Source organism: Clostridium sp., from assembly GCF_051656525.1.
Lineage (GTDB): Bacteria > Bacillota > Clostridia > Clostridiales > Clostridiaceae > Clostridium.
Genome location: NZ_JBOGCC010000003.1, coordinates 1 through 17,910 on the forward strand (window position 1 = coordinate 1; position 17,910 = coordinate 17,910).

Annotated in this window: 15 protein-coding genes and 2 tRNA genes; 5 read left to right on the top strand and 12 right to left on the bottom strand. The window is 28.3% G+C overall.

All coding sequences use genetic code 11. The annotated features are described in order from the left end of the window. Positions 1–55 precede the first annotated feature (55 nt). From ACRDDY_RS00040 to rph, 5 genes are all read right to left on the bottom strand, one after another. Positions 56–129 (bottom strand) — tRNA-Gly (locus tag ACRDDY_RS00040). Positions 130–213: 84 nt separating this feature from the next. Next, positions 214–289, bottom strand: a tRNA-Pro gene (locus tag ACRDDY_RS00045). Positions 290–593: 304 nt separating this feature from the next. Then, a complete protein-coding gene (locus tag ACRDDY_RS00050) occupies positions 594–1,070 on the bottom strand; it encodes a metallophosphoesterase (protein WP_438562925.1) in 477 nt (158 codons plus the stop codon). Positions 1,071–1,084: 14 nt separating this feature from the next. Then, a complete protein-coding gene (locus tag ACRDDY_RS00055) occupies positions 1,085–1,690 on the bottom strand; it encodes an XTP/dITP diphosphatase (RefSeq protein WP_438562926.1) in 606 nt (201 codons plus the stop codon). Then, the gene (gene rph / locus ACRDDY_RS00060) at positions 1,690–2,436 is read right to left on the bottom strand and encodes a ribonuclease PH (protein ID WP_438562927.1); all 747 of its coding nucleotides are present in this window, start codon (positions 2,434–2,436) and stop codon (positions 1,690–1,692) included. The genes ACRDDY_RS00055 and rph overlap by 1 nt, the downstream gene beginning before the upstream one ends. A 192-nt stretch (positions 2,437–2,628) precedes the next feature. Here rph and ACRDDY_RS00065 point away from each other — a divergent pair, with 192 nt between their 5' ends. Then, positions 2,629–4,137: a hypothetical protein gene (locus tag ACRDDY_RS00065; protein WP_438562928.1), complete on the top strand. Its 1,509-nt coding sequence runs from the start codon at positions 2,629–2,631 to the stop codon at positions 4,135–4,137. An 88-nt stretch (positions 4,138–4,225) separates the two neighbouring features. Here the strand turns inward: ACRDDY_RS00065 and ACRDDY_RS00070 are convergent, their stop codons facing one another. Then, positions 4,226–5,722 carry an ABC transporter substrate-binding protein gene (locus ACRDDY_RS00070; RefSeq protein ID WP_438562929.1) on the bottom strand — a complete coding sequence of 499 codons (1,497 nt, stop codon included), beginning with the start codon at positions 5,720–5,722 and terminating at the stop codon, positions 4,226–4,228. A 143-nt stretch (positions 5,723–5,865) separates the two neighbouring features. Here ACRDDY_RS00070 and ACRDDY_RS00075 point away from each other — a divergent pair, with 143 nt between their 5' ends. Next, positions 5,866–6,150, top strand: a complete 285-nt coding sequence (locus tag ACRDDY_RS00075) for a hypothetical protein (protein ID WP_438562930.1) — start codon at positions 5,866–5,868, stop codon at positions 6,148–6,150. Between the two features lie 15 nt (positions 6,151–6,165). On the opposite strand, the gene ACRDDY_RS00080 is transcribed toward ACRDDY_RS00075, so the two are convergent. From ACRDDY_RS00080 to ACRDDY_RS00100, 5 genes are all read right to left on the bottom strand, one after another. Beyond that, positions 6,166–6,438, bottom strand: coding sequence for a hypothetical protein (locus ACRDDY_RS00080; RefSeq protein WP_438562931.1), 273 nt, complete (start codon positions 6,436–6,438; stop codon positions 6,166–6,168). 13 nt (positions 6,439–6,451) lie between these two features. After that, positions 6,452–8,437 (bottom strand): NAD-dependent DNA ligase LigA, encoded by a 1,986-nt coding sequence (ligA, locus tag ACRDDY_RS00085; protein ID WP_438562932.1) that lies wholly within the window; start codon positions 8,435–8,437, stop codon positions 6,452–6,454. Between the two features lie 13 nt (positions 8,438–8,450). Continuing rightward, complete coding sequence (locus ACRDDY_RS00090) at positions 8,451–11,762, bottom strand: UvrD-helicase domain-containing protein (protein WP_438562933.1); 3,312 nt, start codon at positions 11,760–11,762, stop codon at positions 8,451–8,453. A gap of 172 nt (positions 11,763–11,934) precedes the next feature. Beyond that, positions 11,935–12,747, bottom strand: a complete 813-nt coding sequence (locus ACRDDY_RS00095; RefSeq protein ID WP_438562934.1) for an aminoglycoside N(3)-acetyltransferase — start codon at positions 12,745–12,747, stop codon at positions 11,935–11,937. A gap of 9 nt (positions 12,748–12,756) precedes the next feature. Further along, positions 12,757–13,341, bottom strand: a complete 585-nt coding sequence (locus ACRDDY_RS00100; protein ID WP_438562935.1) for a pentapeptide repeat-containing protein — start codon at positions 13,339–13,341, stop codon at positions 12,757–12,759. Between the two features lie 132 nt (positions 13,342–13,473). Between ACRDDY_RS00100 and ACRDDY_RS00105 the strand changes: the two genes are divergently transcribed. Both ACRDDY_RS00105 and ACRDDY_RS00110 read left to right on the top strand, forming a co-directional pair. Further along, positions 13,474–14,379, top strand: a complete 906-nt coding sequence (locus tag ACRDDY_RS00105) for a radical SAM protein (RefSeq protein WP_438562936.1) — start codon at positions 13,474–13,476, stop codon at positions 14,377–14,379. 63 nt (positions 14,380–14,442) lie between these two features. Continuing rightward, complete coding sequence (locus ACRDDY_RS00110) at positions 14,443–15,066, top strand: superoxide dismutase (protein ID WP_438562937.1); 624 nt, start codon at positions 14,443–14,445, stop codon at positions 15,064–15,066. A gap of 41 nt (positions 15,067–15,107) precedes the next feature. Here the strand turns inward: ACRDDY_RS00110 and gltX are convergent, their stop codons facing one another. Continuing rightward, positions 15,108–16,766 (bottom strand): glutamate--tRNA ligase, encoded by a 1,659-nt coding sequence (gene gltX, locus ACRDDY_RS00115; protein WP_438562938.1) that lies wholly within the window; start codon positions 16,764–16,766, stop codon positions 15,108–15,110. Between the two features lie 280 nt (positions 16,767–17,046). Here gltX and ACRDDY_RS00120 point away from each other — a divergent pair, with 280 nt between their 5' ends. Further along, positions 17,047–17,727 carry a M15 family metallopeptidase gene (locus ACRDDY_RS00120; RefSeq protein ID WP_438562939.1) on the top strand — a complete coding sequence of 227 codons (681 nt, stop codon included), beginning with the start codon at positions 17,047–17,049 and terminating at the stop codon, positions 17,725–17,727. Positions 17,728–17,910: the final 183 nt, after the last annotated feature.

The following is a 17,910-nucleotide window of genomic DNA, read 5'->3' on the forward strand; positions in this document are numbered from 1 at the left end:
CTGGCCCACGCCTTAGAAGGGCGTTGCTCTATCCAGCTGAGCTAAAGACGCATATTGGAGCGGGTAGTGAGAATCGAACTCACCTTTCCAGCTTGGAAGGCTGGAGTATTACCGATATACGATACCCGCATACTTTTTAAGTTGTCTGCCTTATTTATTATAACTCTTTTATCAAATTTGTCAAATACTTTTTTTTATTTGATAAATTCAAAATGGTCGGGGTGACAGGTCTCGAACCTGCGACCTCATGGTCCCAAACCATGCGCGCTACCATCTGCGCCACACCCCGTTAAATGTTTTTGTATTTCTTGGTTTCCCTCAACGACAAGAATTATTCTACAATATCTTAAAACAAGTGTCAACACTTTTTAAAAAACTTTTTTACTTTTTTATTTTATTATACAATAATACACTTTATCCCTGCATTTATTAATACCTTCTTACTTAAAAGAATAACTTTTTAACAAAATATCAATACGTATATTTTGTTAAAAACTCTAGTTAATAATTAGAAAAACTAAATTGGCAAAATCAATTCAGTTTTTCTTTATCTTAAATTCGCCCAAGCGAATTTTTTCCTTAATTCTTAATTCTTAACTAAAAAAATATTTTATTTCAGTTGTTACTTCCCCATTCTCTATATTTATAAATCCCATAGAGTTTCCTTTTCCTTTTGGAATTGTTGTACTTCCAGGGTTCATTAATATTATATCATCCATCTTTTCTATCATCTCAATATGGCTATGTCCAAATAATACAATATCTGCACCTACTTCTTTCCCTTTATAGTAAATATTATTATATCCATATTTTACTCCATACAAATCACCATGAGTCATGAAAATTTTCTTTCCTTCTAACTCTATTATTTGTTCCTTTGGATATTCATCTTTAAAATCACAGTTTCCATCTACACCATATATTTTTTTATTTAATTTCTCTTTAAACCTTTTTATATCTCTTGAGCAATCTCCTAAATGAAGAATTACGTCAACATCTTTTAAGTTTTCTATAGCTATATCTATATACTTTTCTATACAGTGTGTATCACTTACTACTCCTATCTTCATAAAAACACCTCTAATTATAAAACTTTTTTTATCTCATCTTTTAATTTTTCTAATGCTTTTCCTCTATGACTTACTTTATTTTTCTCTTCTTTTGTTGCTTCACCAAATGTTTTATTTAGTTCTTCATTAAAAAATAATGGATCATATCCAAATCCACCTTCACCATCTAACTCTTCTAATATTCTACCTTCAACTTCTCCATAAAAGTCTACACTTTTATCTAAATCATTTACTAATGTTATATGGCAAATAAATCTTGCTTTTCTATTTTGAACTCCATTTAACGCCTCTAATAACTTTTCATTGTTTTTCTTATCATTCCCATGTTCTCCTGCATATCTTGCTGAAAATACACCTGGTGCTCCATCTAAAGCTTCTACTTCTAGTCCTGAATCATCTGACATTACTATAAAGTTTTTTTCACCTTTACTTATTAGATAATCTCTTATTTCTTTAGCTTTTTTATATGAGTTTTCTTTAAATGTTTTTCCATCTTCTTCTACTTCAATATCTATACCCATTTCTTCTAATGACTTTATATCTACGTTTAGTGTACTCAAAATATATTTTATTTCTTCAATTTTTTTCTTATTATTACTTGCTAATATAAATTTTTTCATTATGCTTCACCTGTACCAATCCATAACGCATCCATTTTAAGTGCATTTTTTTGAACATTAATCATTTGCTTTAATCCTTTTTCTCCCAAATCTAAAAGCTTATTTAAATCAGCTCTTGTCATTGGACTTTCTTCACCTGTTCCTTGAACTTCAACAAACTCTCCTTCATCTGTTCCTATTATATTCATATCAACCTTTGCTTTTGAATCTTCTTCATAACATAAATCTATAATCTTTTCATTATTTACAATACCTACACTTGTAGCTGCCACATAACTTCTAATTGGATATACCTTAAAAGGCTTTTCCTTATGAATTTTATTTACCGCATCTACTAGAGCTATAAATGCACCTGATATTGCTGTTGTTCTAGTTCCCCCATCAGCTTGAATAACATCACAGTCAACCCATAATGTTTTTTCCCCTAACGCCTTTAAGTTAACTACTGATCTTAAAGCTCTTCCTATTAACCTTTGAATCTCCATAGTTCTTCCATCAACTTTTAATCTTGCAATATCTCTTATTTTCCTAGTTCCTGTTGCTCTTGGTAACATATTATATTCTGCTGTAATCCAACCTTCTCCTTTTCCTTTTAAAAATGGTGGAACTTTATCTTCTATAGACACATTACATAAAACTTTTGTATCCCCAACCTCTATATAAACTGAACCTTCTGCATACTTTGTATAGCTTCTAGTTACTTTAACATTTCTTATTTGTTCATTTTTTCTACCATCAATTCTCACGAATTTCACCATCCCAATCTTTAAATTTTCTTATTCTTTTATCTTATATAATATTTTCTTATTCTTTTATCTTATATAATATCACTTCTCTTAAAGTTTATGTATATTAATAATAAATATATATTTTCCATTCACATTTTTCTCCATACTTTCATAGTATTAATATGAGAATTATATAAGAGGTGAAAAGTTTTGAAATATATAGGACCATTTTTTAGAATGAATAGTCTTTCATATGAAGAAATTTGTGGACAGCTTTTTCATTTTTCCAAAGAATCTATAAAAATATTAGCTTTGAACTCTAAGTGTGGATTTATATCTCCTCTTAGAAATTCAAAAAAAGATTCTTCTCTTGAAAAGCTTGGAATACTACAAAAGTATTCTCCACTTTTATGTATTTATAGAAAGGCTTCTCCAGTTTTTATTCATAATAAAACATCCCAAGGATTTGATTCATCTACATTTAAGCGTGAAATAAATCCTACAGCAAATGCATTAATGACAATTTGTATAGATGAACTTTCAAATTATTATTCTAACTTTGATACTGATTCAAAAGAAAGAACTCTTGAAGGATTTTTTGAAGATGTTGCTAATGAGCAACTAGAGTTCTATTACAATAACCTTAGAAACAATGAAGGAATTTTTGTGTCTAAAAAAAATATTTTTTCAACTGGAAATAAAGATGCAACATTAATTGATAAAGATAGAAAATTTATTTTTAGTGATCAAGCATTTATGATGGTAGCTTATTATATGCATTCTAAGACTACTTCTGATGAAAAAATTAAAAAAGATTATGAAAATTTCTCTAATCAAATTCTTCAAATGTTTTCTGACTATAAAGAAGCGCTTTACAACCTTTCCTTTGATGAGGGTATTAAAACATTAATAGCTTTTAATATTTACTTTGAATATTCTAAGGATAATGAAATAGTTCCTTTAATAACTGATTTATGTGAATTCTTAACTAATAAATTCAGTGAAAAAGATTATTACGTTAACTCATTAGAAAATGTTTGCTTATTTTCTATTAGTCTAATGTATTCCTATGAACATACGAACCTTTTTACTTTTAAAGAGAAATGTGATGAAATCATGTCAAAACTTATCTCTCTTTATAATGAGGAAATGCATGTTATACAAAAGCTTACTGATAAAAAAAGCATTAAATATACTTCTTTTGATATTTGTTTTTATTTCTTAGCCTTAGTTTTATATGCTAATAAAACTAATAAACAATCTGAATATAAAAATATGATATCTAATATTTATAAGAAATACATCTTAAATTCAGGACTTATCACAAGTTGGCCAAAAGCACCTACATTAGATGATAAGGAACGTTATAAAGGATTTTCTAAGCTTTCAAAAGATATGCTTGATGAGACATTCTTTTCTATGCCTAATCTAACTACTCCTGATGAAAGTGGTATTGCTCCTGTTATTTTGAAAAATATATCTCTTTCTTTAAAGAAAGATAAATTTGAAGTTCCTAAAAATACTTTTGATAGTAGCAAAAATATTTTTATTCTCTTCTTATTTATGTTTATTTTAAAAGAGAACTTCTATAACTGTTTAGATATACCTATGAAAGATACTACTAAGCATTCTAGCTCTCCAACAAAGGACGATTCTTTAGTAGATGGCTCTGAATATGTTGAAGCTGAAATAGTTAATGATCCATCTTTATGTGAATAGCAATCACTCCTTTAAAATAGATAAACGAAATAAACCTAGTGAAAAATAACTTAATTTCTCACTAGGTTTATTTATTATGCTTTTTAATTTATTTTTCCTGTATCGTTGTAAAATTTATATTACCATAGTAGTCAAAACTAATATTATCCACATTCTCAGATATAGCTACATTTTTATTTTCAAAATATAAGGGCAAAATCCTATAATTATTAAACAAGCTATTTTCTAACTCTCTAAATTTTGATTTTACTTTTACTTTTTCTTTATTAAATAATTTATTTTCAGCTTCATTATACCAGTGTTCTAAGCTTTCAAAGGTCTCTCCCCTTTCTATTTCTATTGCCTCTATACCAATTAAAGTTGTATGATATCTATCTCTTAATGCTATATTTTTATATTCCTCTTCTTTTACTAAGATACAGCTTAATGTACTTTCAGTATTTTCTTTTATCCATTTTTCTATATATCCACATAATACTCGATTTTCTTGTGTATCTAATGCTAGCATTGTTAAAACTTTCGGAAGATTACCTTTTGATTTTGTCGTAGATACCTTTCTTCCTTGTACTATATTTAGCTCACTTTTATCTTCTACAAAATAACTATAATCTGCCATACTTATATAGTTACTATTCTCTTCATAATATCCTTCTATTGCCTTTAGTAATGTTTTATATATAACTTTTCTATTTTCTAAATTCATATCCTTATGAATACTATTTATATAAAGATATTTTCCTGTCTTTGCACTAAATGTTTTAAGTCTTCCCTCTTCTTCTAATCTATTAAGTTGTTTTGATGGTGGATTTACCACAATATCTACTTCTCCAGTTTCAAATTTTGCCATTGAAGTTTCTTCACTCATATTTCTTATAATATTCATTTCATTTGGTATATTCTCTTTTACATAAGCTGTTTTTTTCAAAATTATTTCTTCATCTGTTACCTTATCAATAACATAATTTCCTGAAGTTATTATCACATTATGAGTAGTCTTTATGTCCGCCCATAAGTCCACATTTTTTCTAAGCTTATATATAGGTTTTGTAAGCTCCTCTATAAACTTAGAATCCTTTTTATTTAATCTTATCGTAATAGAATTTTCTCCTTCTATAATTGCTAGCTTAGAATTATCAATTCCTTTTGATGCCCTAAACTCCCTTGCACCATATATATTTAAAACTCCTTGTATATCTTCTTCTTTTTCTGAAATTATTAGTTCTTTTAAAAACCATACTATATCTGATGGCAAAATATCTTTTCCATCACTCCATTTTATATCTTTTTTCAATATAAATTCATAATGAAGTCCATTATCTTTAACGTTTATTTTTTCTACTAATTCGTTTTCTACTTTTCCTTCATTATTTTTCATTACTAAGCCTTTGCTTGTAGCTGTTATTATATCTATCTCTCTCATAGATAAATTATTTACATCTTTTAAATTATTATTTATATTTCCTAAAGCATAAGTAAATCCACTAGTTTCTGTACTTCCTTCCTCATAGTATACATCTATAAAACTTAAAATTAATAATCCTACTAAAAATGAACCTATTACTGTCATTACTATTTTTTTTATCATAATATTTCTCACTCCTCATAAACATTATAATTATTAACATTTTTCTAGTTTTGTAAACATATAGGTTAATATTTACTTTTTATTTTGTTAAGGTTATATAATATTTATGTTATAATTAACTAAAACTTATAGGAGGTCCTATTATGGATTTTTTAATAATCACAGTTTCAATTGTTGGAATAGTATTTATGTTGACCTTTATGTTCATAGGAATTTGGCTATTCATAGTTGGATTGAAAGCCTATAATCAAATGAGATATAAAAACTACATTTTAGAAAAAATACATGAAAAATTGACTATAATATCACACTCAAACTCAAAAAAAAGTTCTGAAGAAGAAGCTTTTCTAGAAGATGTTTCTGACCTTTTAGATATTTCTGAGTTTGAAAACATAAAAGAATTTGAAAAAAGAGACCATCTTAAATAATGATGGTCTCTTTTCTTATCTTACTGAGCTTACTATAAAAAATATTGATGATAGACTTATTAACGCACAAATTAAAGTATATATATACTTTTTCATTCCATACTCTTCTATCCAAAATTTTAATGCCCATGTCCCCATTGTTATAAATAAACATACTTGTAGTGTAAAGTAGGTATTAAACATTTCTCCTACATAGTAAAATTGATAGGATGTTAAAAATGTGCATATTATTACAATTCCTGATACTATACTCATTAAAATTGCAACTATATTTATTATCTTTCTCATTTTTTACGCTCTCCTAAATCATATTTTCAAACTCATCCTCCGAAATAGTTTTTACACCTAATTCTTCTGCCTTTATTAATTTTGAACCTGCTTCTTCTCCATATACAACATAGTCAGTCTTTTTACTCACACTTCCTGCTACCTTTGCACCTAAAGCTTCTAGTCTTTCTTTTATCTCTTTTCTAGAGTATTTTTGCATAGTTCCTGTAACTACTACTGTTTTTCCTGAAAATATACTTTCCTCAACTTCTTTTTCTTCAAAGTGTGGATTAACTCCAAGATTTAAAAGTTCATCTATAATCTCAATAACCTTTTCCTCATGGAAAAAATCTAAAACATTTTTAGCTACTATATCTCCAACATCTTGTACAGACACTAACTCTTCAAATGTAGCATTTTTTAATCCTTCTATTGATTTAAACTTAGCCACTATATCCCTAGCAGTTTTTGCTCCAACATTTTGTATTCCAAGCGCATATATAAATGCCTCAAGTGAACATTCTTTACTAGCTTCTATTGAATCTAACAGATTTTGTGCTTTCTTAGGTCCAAACTTTTCAAGACCTATTAAATCTTCTTTATTTAATTTATATAAATCGCAAATTGATTTTATATTAAGCTTTTCAAATAATTGTTCTGCTGTTCTTTCTGAGAACCCTGCAATATTCATAGCTTCTCTAGAGCCATAATGAACTATACTTTTTACCATTTGTGGTTTACATGAAAGAGTATTTTCACAGAAGTAATGTGCTCCTATTAAACTTAAATGACTTCCACAAGCAGGACATACTTCTGGTGGTAATATTTCTTTTGAACCTTCTAATGAATCTGCTACTACTCCCATTATCTCAGGAATAACATCATTAGATCTTCTCACAAACACTCTTGCACCAATTCTTACTTCTTTTTTCTTTATATCATCCATATTATTTAAAGTTGCTCTTTTTACAGTAACTCCTGCAAGTTCAATTGGTTCTAATATAGCTGTTGGCGCAACTCTTCCACTTCTTCCTACATTCCATTCTACATCTAAAAGCTCTGTAGTTGCTTCTTGTGCCTCAAACTTATATGCGATAGCCCATTTAGGGAATTTTACTGTATAACCTAGAAGTTCTCTTGTTCTAATATCATCTATTGCAATCACTAATCCATCAATATCATAATTTAAAGAAAATCTTATATCTTTAATATAATCAATTTCTTTTTGAATATCTGAGATAGTAGTTCCTTCTGCCATATAGTCATCCATAGGAAAACCATTTTCTTTTATAAAGCTTAACATTTCTTTATATGTTTTAAATCCTTCTCCCTCTTTATAACCTACATCATAAAAGAACGCTGATAAATTTCTATTTGCTGTTTCACGTACATTTAAATTTCTAAGTGCACCTGCTGCTCCATTTCTTAAATTCTTTAATGGAACTTTTGCAGTTTCATTATACTTTTCAAAAGCCTCTGTTGTCATAACAGCTTCTCCATGAATTTCAAATACATCTGTAGTATCTATCTTTAGTGGGATACTTTTTATAGTTTTAACTTGAGCTGTTACATTTTCTCCAACAACTCCAGTTCCTCTTGTTGCTCCAACAACTAAAACTCCATTTTCATCATATGTTAAGTTAACAGTAAGACCATCAAACTTCTTTGTCATAATATATTTTAAATCTGGTAATTCTTCTCCTCTAGCTCTTATCTCATTTACAAATTTAACATTTCTATTATGCCATTCTTGTATTTCTTCAATACTTTGGGCCTTATCTAAACTCCAAAGTTTAGCCTTATGAGTATACTTAGTAAATCCATCTAAAACCGTATCACCTACTCTCACTGTTGGAGAGTAAGGTAATATTAAATTTAATTCTTTTTCAAGTTTTGCAAGTTCATCATATTTTAAGTCATATTCTTTATCTGTTACTGTTGGATTATCTAAAGAGTAATATTCATATGAATATCTATTAAGCTCTTTAATTAAACTTTCCATCTTCTCTCTCTTATCCATATAAAGACCTCCCTTATACTAGCTCTAAATTTGCCATTGATAACATTAATATTTTTATTCCTTGCTTATCGAATACTATTGTAAGCTTTTTATCACCATTAGCTTCTACAACTGAAACTACTGTTCCAAATCCAAACTTATCATGTTTTACTTTCTTTCCTGCAGTTATATCACTACTATTTATATTTATGTTTCTATTCATCTTTGGTTTTGTACTAACTGCACTATTTAATCCATGAGCTTTTCTTTCCCTTTGATTAATATTGTTATAATATCCATTTCCATTAGTCTTTTTAACATTTCCACTGCCATTTACAAACTCTTTTAAATCAAATCTTATTTCGTTTATAAAGTCAGATTGACTAAATGATGTTATCCTACCAAATAATAATCTTTTCTCAGCTGATGTCATATATAAACTTTCTTTTGCTCTTGTTATTCCAACATAACAAAGCCTTCTAGCTTCTTCAAGTTGACTATGATCATTCATATCTGTGTTGCTTGGGAATATTCCATTTTCCATTCCTACCATAAATACATACGGGAATTCTAGTCCCTTGGCACTATGAAGAGTCATTAATACTACATAATCCTCCTCTTCTTCCTCACCACGTTCCACATCTTGAACTAATGCTACGTTTTCTAAATAATCAGTTAATGTATTTTCTTCTGGATTATCTTTTTCAAATTGAACTGCATCTGATACAAGTTCTTTTAAGTTTTCTATTCTACTCTTATCTTCTATTTCTTCTGATTTTTCAAGCTCCGCTAAATACCCACTATCTTTAAGAATACTTTCTATAAGAACTGATGGTGGCATACTTTCTGCAAGTATTATAAAGTTTTCCATAAGAGATGTGAACTTTTCTATTGCCGTACAGTTTCTAGCAGTTAATGTACTTATTGTTCTAACTTCAGTTAAAGCATCCCAGAAATTTAATCCAAAATCCTCTGCAAATGTTTGAACCTTATCTATAGTTGCTGCACCAATACTTCTTTTAGGTACATTTATAACTCTTCTTATACTTACGTCATCTTGTGGATTAACTAAAATCTTAAGGTATGCAAGCATATCTTTTATCTCTTTTCTATCATAGAACTTTGTTCCACCAATAATTTTATATGGAATTCCACGTCTTCTAAAACATTCCTCAAAATTACGTGACTGTGCATTAGTTCTGTAAAGAACTGCAAAATCTTTATATTTAGAATTTTCATCTTTAGCTGAAATATCTTTTATTTCTTTTGCTATAAAATCAGCCTCTTCTTTATCTGAAAATGCTCTATGAATTTTTATCTTACTTCCTGACTCTTGCTCTGTTCTTAAAGCTTTATCTTTTCTTCTTGAGTTATTTACTATAACTTCATTTGCTGCATCTAATATATTTCCCTTTGAACGATAGTTCTGCTCAAGTTTTATTACCTTACAGTTTGGATAGTCTTTTTCAAAATCAAGAATATTTTGAATGTCTGCCCCTCTCCATTGATAGATACAGTTATGAACAACTACTCCATTTGCAATATAGTTTCTAGTGTCTTCTATATTTAAATCATATACTTTTCCTATATATTCACTCTTTTCTATAGACACAACCTTTTCTTCTACAACTTTTCCATTAATAACTACAGGTACTAACATCCCTTCTCTAATACTTCCAAGAGGCATTAAAGAATAACTTTTCCCTTCAGATAATTTAGCCTTCTTTACAACTTCAAAAGCTTCTTCTGTTTCTCTAAGCTTTCTTGTAAATTCTTCTGCTTCATCATACTCTGCTCTTTCAATTTCTATTCTAAAAGTATTTCTCTTTCCATCTCTTACTGAAAAACCTGCATTCTCAAACTTTTCTTTGCTTTCTTCATCAGAGCTATTTAAACCTATTCTATTACTAAAAATACCCTTAGCATTTAATTTTCCACCAAAGAAAGTTAAGTTTATTCTTTTTCTTATACTTTCTCCTCTTATTACTGCCCCACTTAAATGATGTGCATATTCCTCATATAAGCCTTCCTCACTCATTAATTTTTCTGCTCTTTCAGCGGTATTAATTTCTTTATAAAGATTACTTATCATATCTTGTGATACTTTTATATTTCTTCCTTTTGCATGGAATAATAACTTTGGTAATCCATATTTTACTGAGAAATATTCTTCATAGTAACTTGCTTCACTTACATTTTGACATACCTTAAGTATCCACATTTTATCTGCTTTTTCACCATTTAATCTTACGGCAAGACCTGATGCATCCATGCCTTCTTTTCTACTTCTTATAGATGCTGTTCTTCCTATTCTATATCCAAAACCATTCTTATACATTAAATAAACAAAATGCTTATTATCTTCTAAGTTTAACTTACTAAAAGTAATGTGATTTTTAGTTCCACTAAGAACTTTACCGCTCTCAGTAGTTATTTTTATAATCTCTTCTTTTACTTCCTTTGAACTTATACCTCTAACTTTAGAAACATTAACTTTTCCATTTCCTATAGCTGAAACTATTGAATCTCCTTCTTTAATTTCTTCTATTCTTACTTGACCATCTTCTGTTTCTATTAAAGTTCCTTCTACTAGACATTGGTCATCATCTCCAACAACACAGATATTTTTATATCTCTTTGCAAGCATTTTTACAAGTTCATACTGTGCGCCATTTGTATCTTGATACTCGTCTACCATAATATATTGGAATTTATTTTGATAAAATTCTAATGTTTCTTCGCTTGATTTAAATAATTCTACTGTTTTAAATATTAAGTCATCAAAATCTAAAGCATTGTTTTCTTTTAATCTTTTTTGATACATAGCATAAACATCTGCAATTTTTTTCTCTCTAAAATTGCTTTCATGCTCCCTCATAAAGCTCCCTGGAGTTTGCATTGTATCTTTTGCTCTTCCTATTTTCCCCATTACCTCTTGAAGTGTAATATCTTTTTCATTTATATTTAAAGCTTTAATACATTCTTTTAATAGTACTTTTTGATCTGATGTATCATATATAGTAAAACCTTTTTTATATCCTAGCCTATCTATATCTCTTCTTAAAATACGCACACAAGTTGAATGGAACGTTGAAATCCACATAGAATCAGCCTTTTCTCCTATAATTCCTCTAACCCTATCTCTCATTTCCTTTGCTGCTTTATTTGTAAAAGTTATAGCAAGTATTTTCCATGGCATTATTCCTAAATCATCTATCATATGTGCCATTCTATATGTTAAAACTCTTGTTTTCCCTGAACCTGCCCCTGCAAGTATCAATACCTGACCTTCAACAGTACTTGCTCCCTCATACTGTTCCTTATTTAAAAGTGATTTTAAATCCAAGATTAAATCCTCTCCCTTCAGCGATAAATCTGTCTATTAAGAAATTAAAAGCCCAGGATAATTCCTAGACTCCTAATTTTAATTAACTATTTTCTTATCTTAAAGTATATCACATTTAATAAATTTAATACAAAATCAAAAGATTTTATTTATTAAATATAGAACATACATTCTAGTATATGCTAACATTTTTAAAGTATTCTACACCAAAGTCTACTGTATCTTTCATATTAAATACTTTTACATTTGCATTTCCAACTTTCTCATTTAAAACATTATACTTTTCTTCAAACTCTTCTCCTGCAAACATAAATAGCTCTGTTTTATATTCACCATCATCATATGTTTTATAAACTCTTTCGCCATGCTCTATAATTGGTGAAATTTGAACTCTATTTTCTAAATTTCCCGCTCTATACTCACTTAAATGAAAGGATGTATTTACATCATACTCTACTCCTATAAAAAGAATCTTAAAATCTAAATCATACATTTTTCTAAGAGGACTCTCTTCTCCAAGTCCATAGCTTAAACTATGTTCTTTAGTTACTTCTTCTGCTTCTTTTCCCCAAGCTGCAAAAGAATAAATAGGATGATAACTTCTAAGAACATCTACTCTATTTCTAAAGTTTTCAACAATTTTACCCATTCCATAAGTTTCAGTACTCTCCCTATCAAATGCAAGCATTTCTTCTCTTATTTTTTCAAACCACTCATTTTTAACAGGAGGTTCTCCCCAAAACACTGGATCTACTAAATTTGTACTATGAGTTGGCATTACAAGTGTTCCTTCTTCTCCTATAACAGTCATCAAACTTTCAACAACTGCACGTGCTCCATCTAATACCCACCCTAAAGACGATAATTTTGAATGAACTAATACTTTATCCCCTTTTTTTAAACCTATTCTTTCAAACTCATTAATTAAAAAAGATTTTGTAACTGGTATTTCTGTTTCGTTTATTAGTCTTTCTATAGTGTCCATATAATCCTCCTACTTTATAGTAATATCAAAATCCTTTAAAAGTCCTAAAACTTCTGGCATTGAAAACTTTGCTTTCTTTATTTTATTTCTTTCTGGGCTTATGGTATAATCCATAGCTTCACTAAAATCTGCCTTACTTAAATTTGTATTTTCAAAAATTGATTCACTTAATGATGAATCTTTAAACTTTGCTTCCCTTAAATCACAGTTCATAAAATCAGAACCAATAATATTACATCCTGTAAATTTTACTTTAGGTATTTTAAGACCTGTATAACTACAACTTTGAATAAGTGACTTTCTAAATTCAAAATCTAATATAAAAGCATCGCACTTAGTGAAATCTACACCAACAATCTTACAATCTATAAAAATTACTCCTCTAAGTTTTGAATCTTTTAATCTAGTCAATGTAAAGTTACATTCCTTAAATGTACAATTATCAAAAGTACATTCTAAAAATTCTGCACTTGAAAAATTACATCTATTAAATATACATTCCTCAAATATTGAATCATATAAACTATTATTCCTACTTTCAAGTCTTTCAAAAACTTCATCATTATATTCAGTATTATCTAAAATTCTATCCATATAAATAAAACACCACTCTCATATTTAATTTATTTTATTTTACAACTTTCTAAAATTTTTTTCCACAAATTGCTTCACTTTATAATTAGATATATAATTTTTATAAATAAATATTACTTAAAGGAGTTTATTATGAACAATTTAAATAAATTAAAAGAGTGTACCCTTTGCATTAGAAACTGTAAAACAGATAGAACTTCTGGAAAGCTTGGAGCCTGCCTTTCATCAGATAAAATCTTAGCAGCTCGTGCAGAACTTCATTTTTGGGAAGAGCCACCTATTTCACTAGATACAGGCTCTGGAACTGTATTTTTTTCAAACTGCAATTTAAAATGTGTTTTTTGCCAAAACCATGATATAAGTCAAGAACATAAGGGTAAAGAAATTTCTATAGAAAGACTTTCTGAAATTTTTTTAGAACTTCAAGAAAAAGGGGCAAATAATATTAATCTAGTTACACCAACTCACTATGCTCCACTAATAATTGAAGCTATAAAATTATCTAAAGAAAATGGATTAATTTTGCCTATTTTATATAATACAAATGGATATGATTCCTTAGATACTATAAAGATGCTAGATGGATATATAGATGTTTATTTACCTGACTTTAAATATTTTGATGATAAATATTCTATTAAATATTCTAAAGCAAAAGGATATAGAGAAAATGTCACTGAAATTTTAGAAGAAATGTACAAACAAGTTGGTAAAAATAAATTTGATGAAAAAGGAAGAATGATAAAAGGAATGATTATACGACATCTTATGCTTCCTGGACTTTTATTTGACTCAAAAAAAGTTATAGACACTATCTATAAAATGTTTGGTGATAATGTTTATATAAGCATAATGAATCAATATACGCCTATGTTTAAAGCCTTAGAATTTAAAGAAATCTCAAAACCTTTAAATCCTAAAATGTATGATTCATTAATTTCATATGCTGCCGAAATAGGTGTTAAAAATGCCTTTATTCAAGAAAGTTCATCAAGTACAACTGATTTTGTACCAGACTTTAACTTTCAAGGATTATAATTTATTTTTTAAAATGAATTTTTTTCTTTCAATATTTATATACTAAATGATGAGGTGATAAATATGAAAGAATTTAAATTAAAACCATTAAAATTTGATTATGATGCTTTAGAACCTATTATTGATAAATCTACTGTTCTTATTCATCATGATAAACATCAACAAGCATATACTGACAACTTAAATAAAGCTTTAAAAGATTGTAATGATTGTTTAGAAGAGGATACTCTTTGTTACATTTTAAAGCATCTAGATAAAATTCCTGAAAATAAAAGAACTGCTGTAATTAATAATGGTGGTGGAGTTTTTAATCATGAATTTTACTGGGAAGGCTTAAATGCACCAAATAGCACTTCACTTTGTGGAAACATAAAAAATGCAATAGATAAAACCTTTGGTTCATTTGAAAAATTCAAGGAAGAATTTTCAAATGCAGGTGCTACACAATTTGGTTCAGGATGGGCTTGGCTTGTCTTAGATAAAAGTAATAAACTTAAAATCACAAAAACACCAAACCAAATCTGTCCTATCTCAGACGGTGAAATCCCACTTCTAACAATGGATGTTTGGGAACATGCTTATTATTTAAAATATCAAAATAAAAGACCAGAATATATAAAAAACTTCTTCGACATCATAGATTGGAACGTTGTTGAAGAAAGATATAATAGCCACATTCAATTTTAACAAAAAGAACTCACTAAAATTTAGTGAGTTCTTTTACTATCTTATATATTTAAGAATTTTTCAAATCTTTCTCCAACTTTTTCTTCACCTAAAATTTGCATTATAGTATAAAGATCAGGAGTATTTGTTCTATGAGTTATTGCAATTCTTACAGCTCCTGCAAAGTCTGAAACCATTCCTTTGAACTTTTCTGGCTCTGCTTTAAATTCTTTTCTATTAGTTGCAAATCCGTTGTTTGAAGCTAATTCTTTTAAGTGCTCAAACCATTCTTCTTGGCTACTTAATCCATGATTATAAGCATCTTTATAAACTCTTATAACTTCTTTTGCAGTTTCTAATGATAAAGTTTTTGGAAGTTCTACATCTTCAGCTTTTTCTTTATCAAACTCTTCATCAAAGAAGTAGAAGATTTTTTCTTTAACTTCGTTCCACTTACCAAAGTCTTTTCTTGGTTTTGGACCTTCTTTGTCTATATTAAATACTTCTTTCATCATATCTTCTTTAGCAGATACTAAAGCATACATTTCTGGATCAAACTCTTTAGCCCATGCAGTATATCTATCATAAACTTCAGTAGCTTTCATTTTACAGATAATATTCTTACTTACATCATGTAATTTAACAATATCAAATAAAGCTCCTGATTTACTCATTTTTTCTAATGATACTGGGAATTCATGATAATCAGCATCCGGATTCTCAGCTCTCCATTCTTCAAACCATGAGTTTATAATATTTAAAAGATATTCTATAACACAAACTTCTGGATATCCTTCTTCTCTGTAGTAACTAACTGCACTTTCTGGATCTTTTCTTTTTGATAATTTTCTTTTTGAACCATTTTCTGATTTCATTATAGTTGGAACATGTGCATAGTTTGGTCTCTTAAATCCTAATACATCAAATAATTGTAAGTGTATTGGTAATGATGAAAGCCATTCTTCTCCTCTTATAACGTCAGTTGTATGCATTAATGCATCATCAATTGCATGTGCAAAGTGATATGTTGGAAGTCCATCAGACTTAATTATAACTATGTCTTGAACATTTTCAGGTAATGATAAATGTCCTTTTATTAAATCATCTATTTCAACCTTATTTTCTTCTTTTCCTGGTGATTTTAATCTTAAGATATATTCTTCTCCAGCTTCTATTTTCTTTATAGCTTCCTCATCTGAAAGATTTCTATAAACAGCATATTCTCCATAATATCCAGGAGTTATTTTTTCTGCCATTTGTTTTTCTCTTATTTCTGTTAATTCTTCTGAAGTACAGAAACATGGATATGCTAATCCTTTTAAAATTAAATCTTTTGCAAATGCATGGTAAATATCTTTTCTTAAGCTTTGTCTATAAGGTCCATATGCTCCTTTAGACTCCTCTTCTCCTATCATACCTTCATCAAAGTCCATTCCAAAGTTATGCATAGTTTGAATTGTATCTTCTATAGCACCTTTAACTTCTCTTTTTTGATCAGTATCTTCTATTCTTAAATAAAAAATACCTTCACTTTGATGTGCTAATCTTTCATTTATTAATGCTGCATATACTCCACCGATATGCTGAAATCCAGTTGGACTTGGAGCATAACGTACAACATGTGCACCTTCTTTTAAATCTCTCTCTTTATACTTATTAGTATAATACTCTACTGTTTCTAATTCATTTGGAAATATTAAATTTGCTAATTTTTCTTTCATTTAATAACACCTTTCTTTTCTATTATTTAGAATACAATCTATAAATAAAAAAATCCCATTCAACCCTACTTTAGGACGAAAAGGGAAACTCTTTTTAAATAAGCTCTTACTATTTAATTACCTTAAATAATTATACCTATTATTAATCTCATTGTAAATATTCATTTATAATCATATTCTCAAAATACTTTCATATATATAAATTAGGAGACTTAAGGAGGTGATTTAAATTAATAAAATTAAATATTTCTCTTTAATAATGCTTGTCTTTCTATTAACTTTGAATACTTCATCTTTTGCTTTTGCAAATTCTAATAAAATTATCCTAAATAATGTTGAGGATTTACTAGATACCTCAGATGATTTAATTTCTGAGAATAATAAAGAGGTAATTGAAAATAAATTTTCTAATATAAATTTAAGTAATCCATCGGATGTAAACTCACCACTTTATATAAATAATATTCTTTTAGTAAATAAAGATTATGCTCTTCCTAAATCTTTTAATCCTGGTAATAACAAAGAAATGCTATCTGCATTTAAATCTATGCAAGAAGCTGCTAAAAAAGATAATATAACTATAAATATCGGTTCTAGCTTTAGATCCTACTCTCATCAAAAGAGTTTATATACCTCTTATGTTAAGTCATTTGGAGAAGAAAATGCTAATAGATTTTCAGCAAAACCTGGTCATAGTGAACATCAGACAGGCTTAACTATAGATATTGTTGGCTCTGACTCAAAAACTGCTATAAACTCTAAATTTGATAATACAAAAGAATCTAAATGGTTACTTTCAAATGCTCACAAGTTTGGTTTTATACTACGCTATCCTAAAGGAAAAGAGCATATAACTGGATATAAGTATGAATCTTGGCACTATAGATATGTGGGGATTTCACATAGTAAATATTTCTATGATAATACCCTTACTTTAGAAGAATATTTAAATATAGAATAAAAAAAGAAAGAAAATATTATTTTCTCTCTTTTTAATATTCCATAAAATATTTTTAATTTTAGCACAACCCTTGGGGCCAGGTTGTGCTAGCAATAAGCAATAAATAAAAAGGGGGCTATATCATCCTTTTATTTATCCTCAGAACATATTATATGTTACGCTCCCAATATTTGCAATATACAA

What these genes read in the sequence shown, in the direction of transcription:
- ligA (WP_438562932.1), bottom strand. Translation starts at nt 8,437, where the DNA reads ATGGATAAGAGAGAGAAGATGGAAAGTTTAATTAAAGAGCTTAATAGA.
- ACRDDY_RS00095 (WP_438562934.1), bottom strand. Translation starts at nt 12,747, where the DNA reads ATGGACACTATAGAAAGACTAATAAACGAAACAGAAATACCAGTTACA.
- gltX (WP_438562938.1), bottom strand. Translation starts at nt 16,766, where the DNA reads ATGAAAGAAAAATTAGCAAATTTAATATTTCCAAATGAATTAGAAACA.
- ACRDDY_RS00110 (WP_438562937.1), top strand. Translation starts at nt 14,443, where the DNA reads ATGAAAGAATTTAAATTAAAACCATTAAAATTTGATTATGATGCTTTA.
- ACRDDY_RS00055 (WP_438562926.1), bottom strand. Translation starts at nt 1,690, where the DNA reads ATGAAAAAATTTATATTAGCAAGTAATAATAAGAAAAAAATTGAAGAA.
- ACRDDY_RS00080 (WP_438562931.1), bottom strand. Translation starts at nt 6,438, where the DNA reads ATGAGAAAGATAATAAATATAGTTGCAATTTTAATGAGTATAGTATCA.
- ACRDDY_RS00050 (WP_438562925.1), bottom strand. Translation starts at nt 1,070, where the DNA reads ATGAAGATAGGAGTAGTAAGTGATACACACTGTATAGAAAAGTATATA.
- ACRDDY_RS00075 (WP_438562930.1), top strand. Translation starts at nt 5,866, where the DNA reads ATGGATTTTTTAATAATCACAGTTTCAATTGTTGGAATAGTATTTATG.
- ACRDDY_RS00100 (WP_438562935.1), bottom strand. Translation starts at nt 13,341, where the DNA reads ATGGATAGAATTTTAGATAATACTGAATATAATGATGAAGTTTTTGAA.
- ACRDDY_RS00070 (WP_438562929.1), bottom strand. Translation starts at nt 5,722, where the DNA reads ATGATAAAAAAAATAGTAATGACAGTAATAGGTTCATTTTTAGTAGGA.
- ACRDDY_RS00105 (WP_438562936.1), top strand. Translation starts at nt 13,474, where the DNA reads ATGAACAATTTAAATAAATTAAAAGAGTGTACCCTTTGCATTAGAAAC.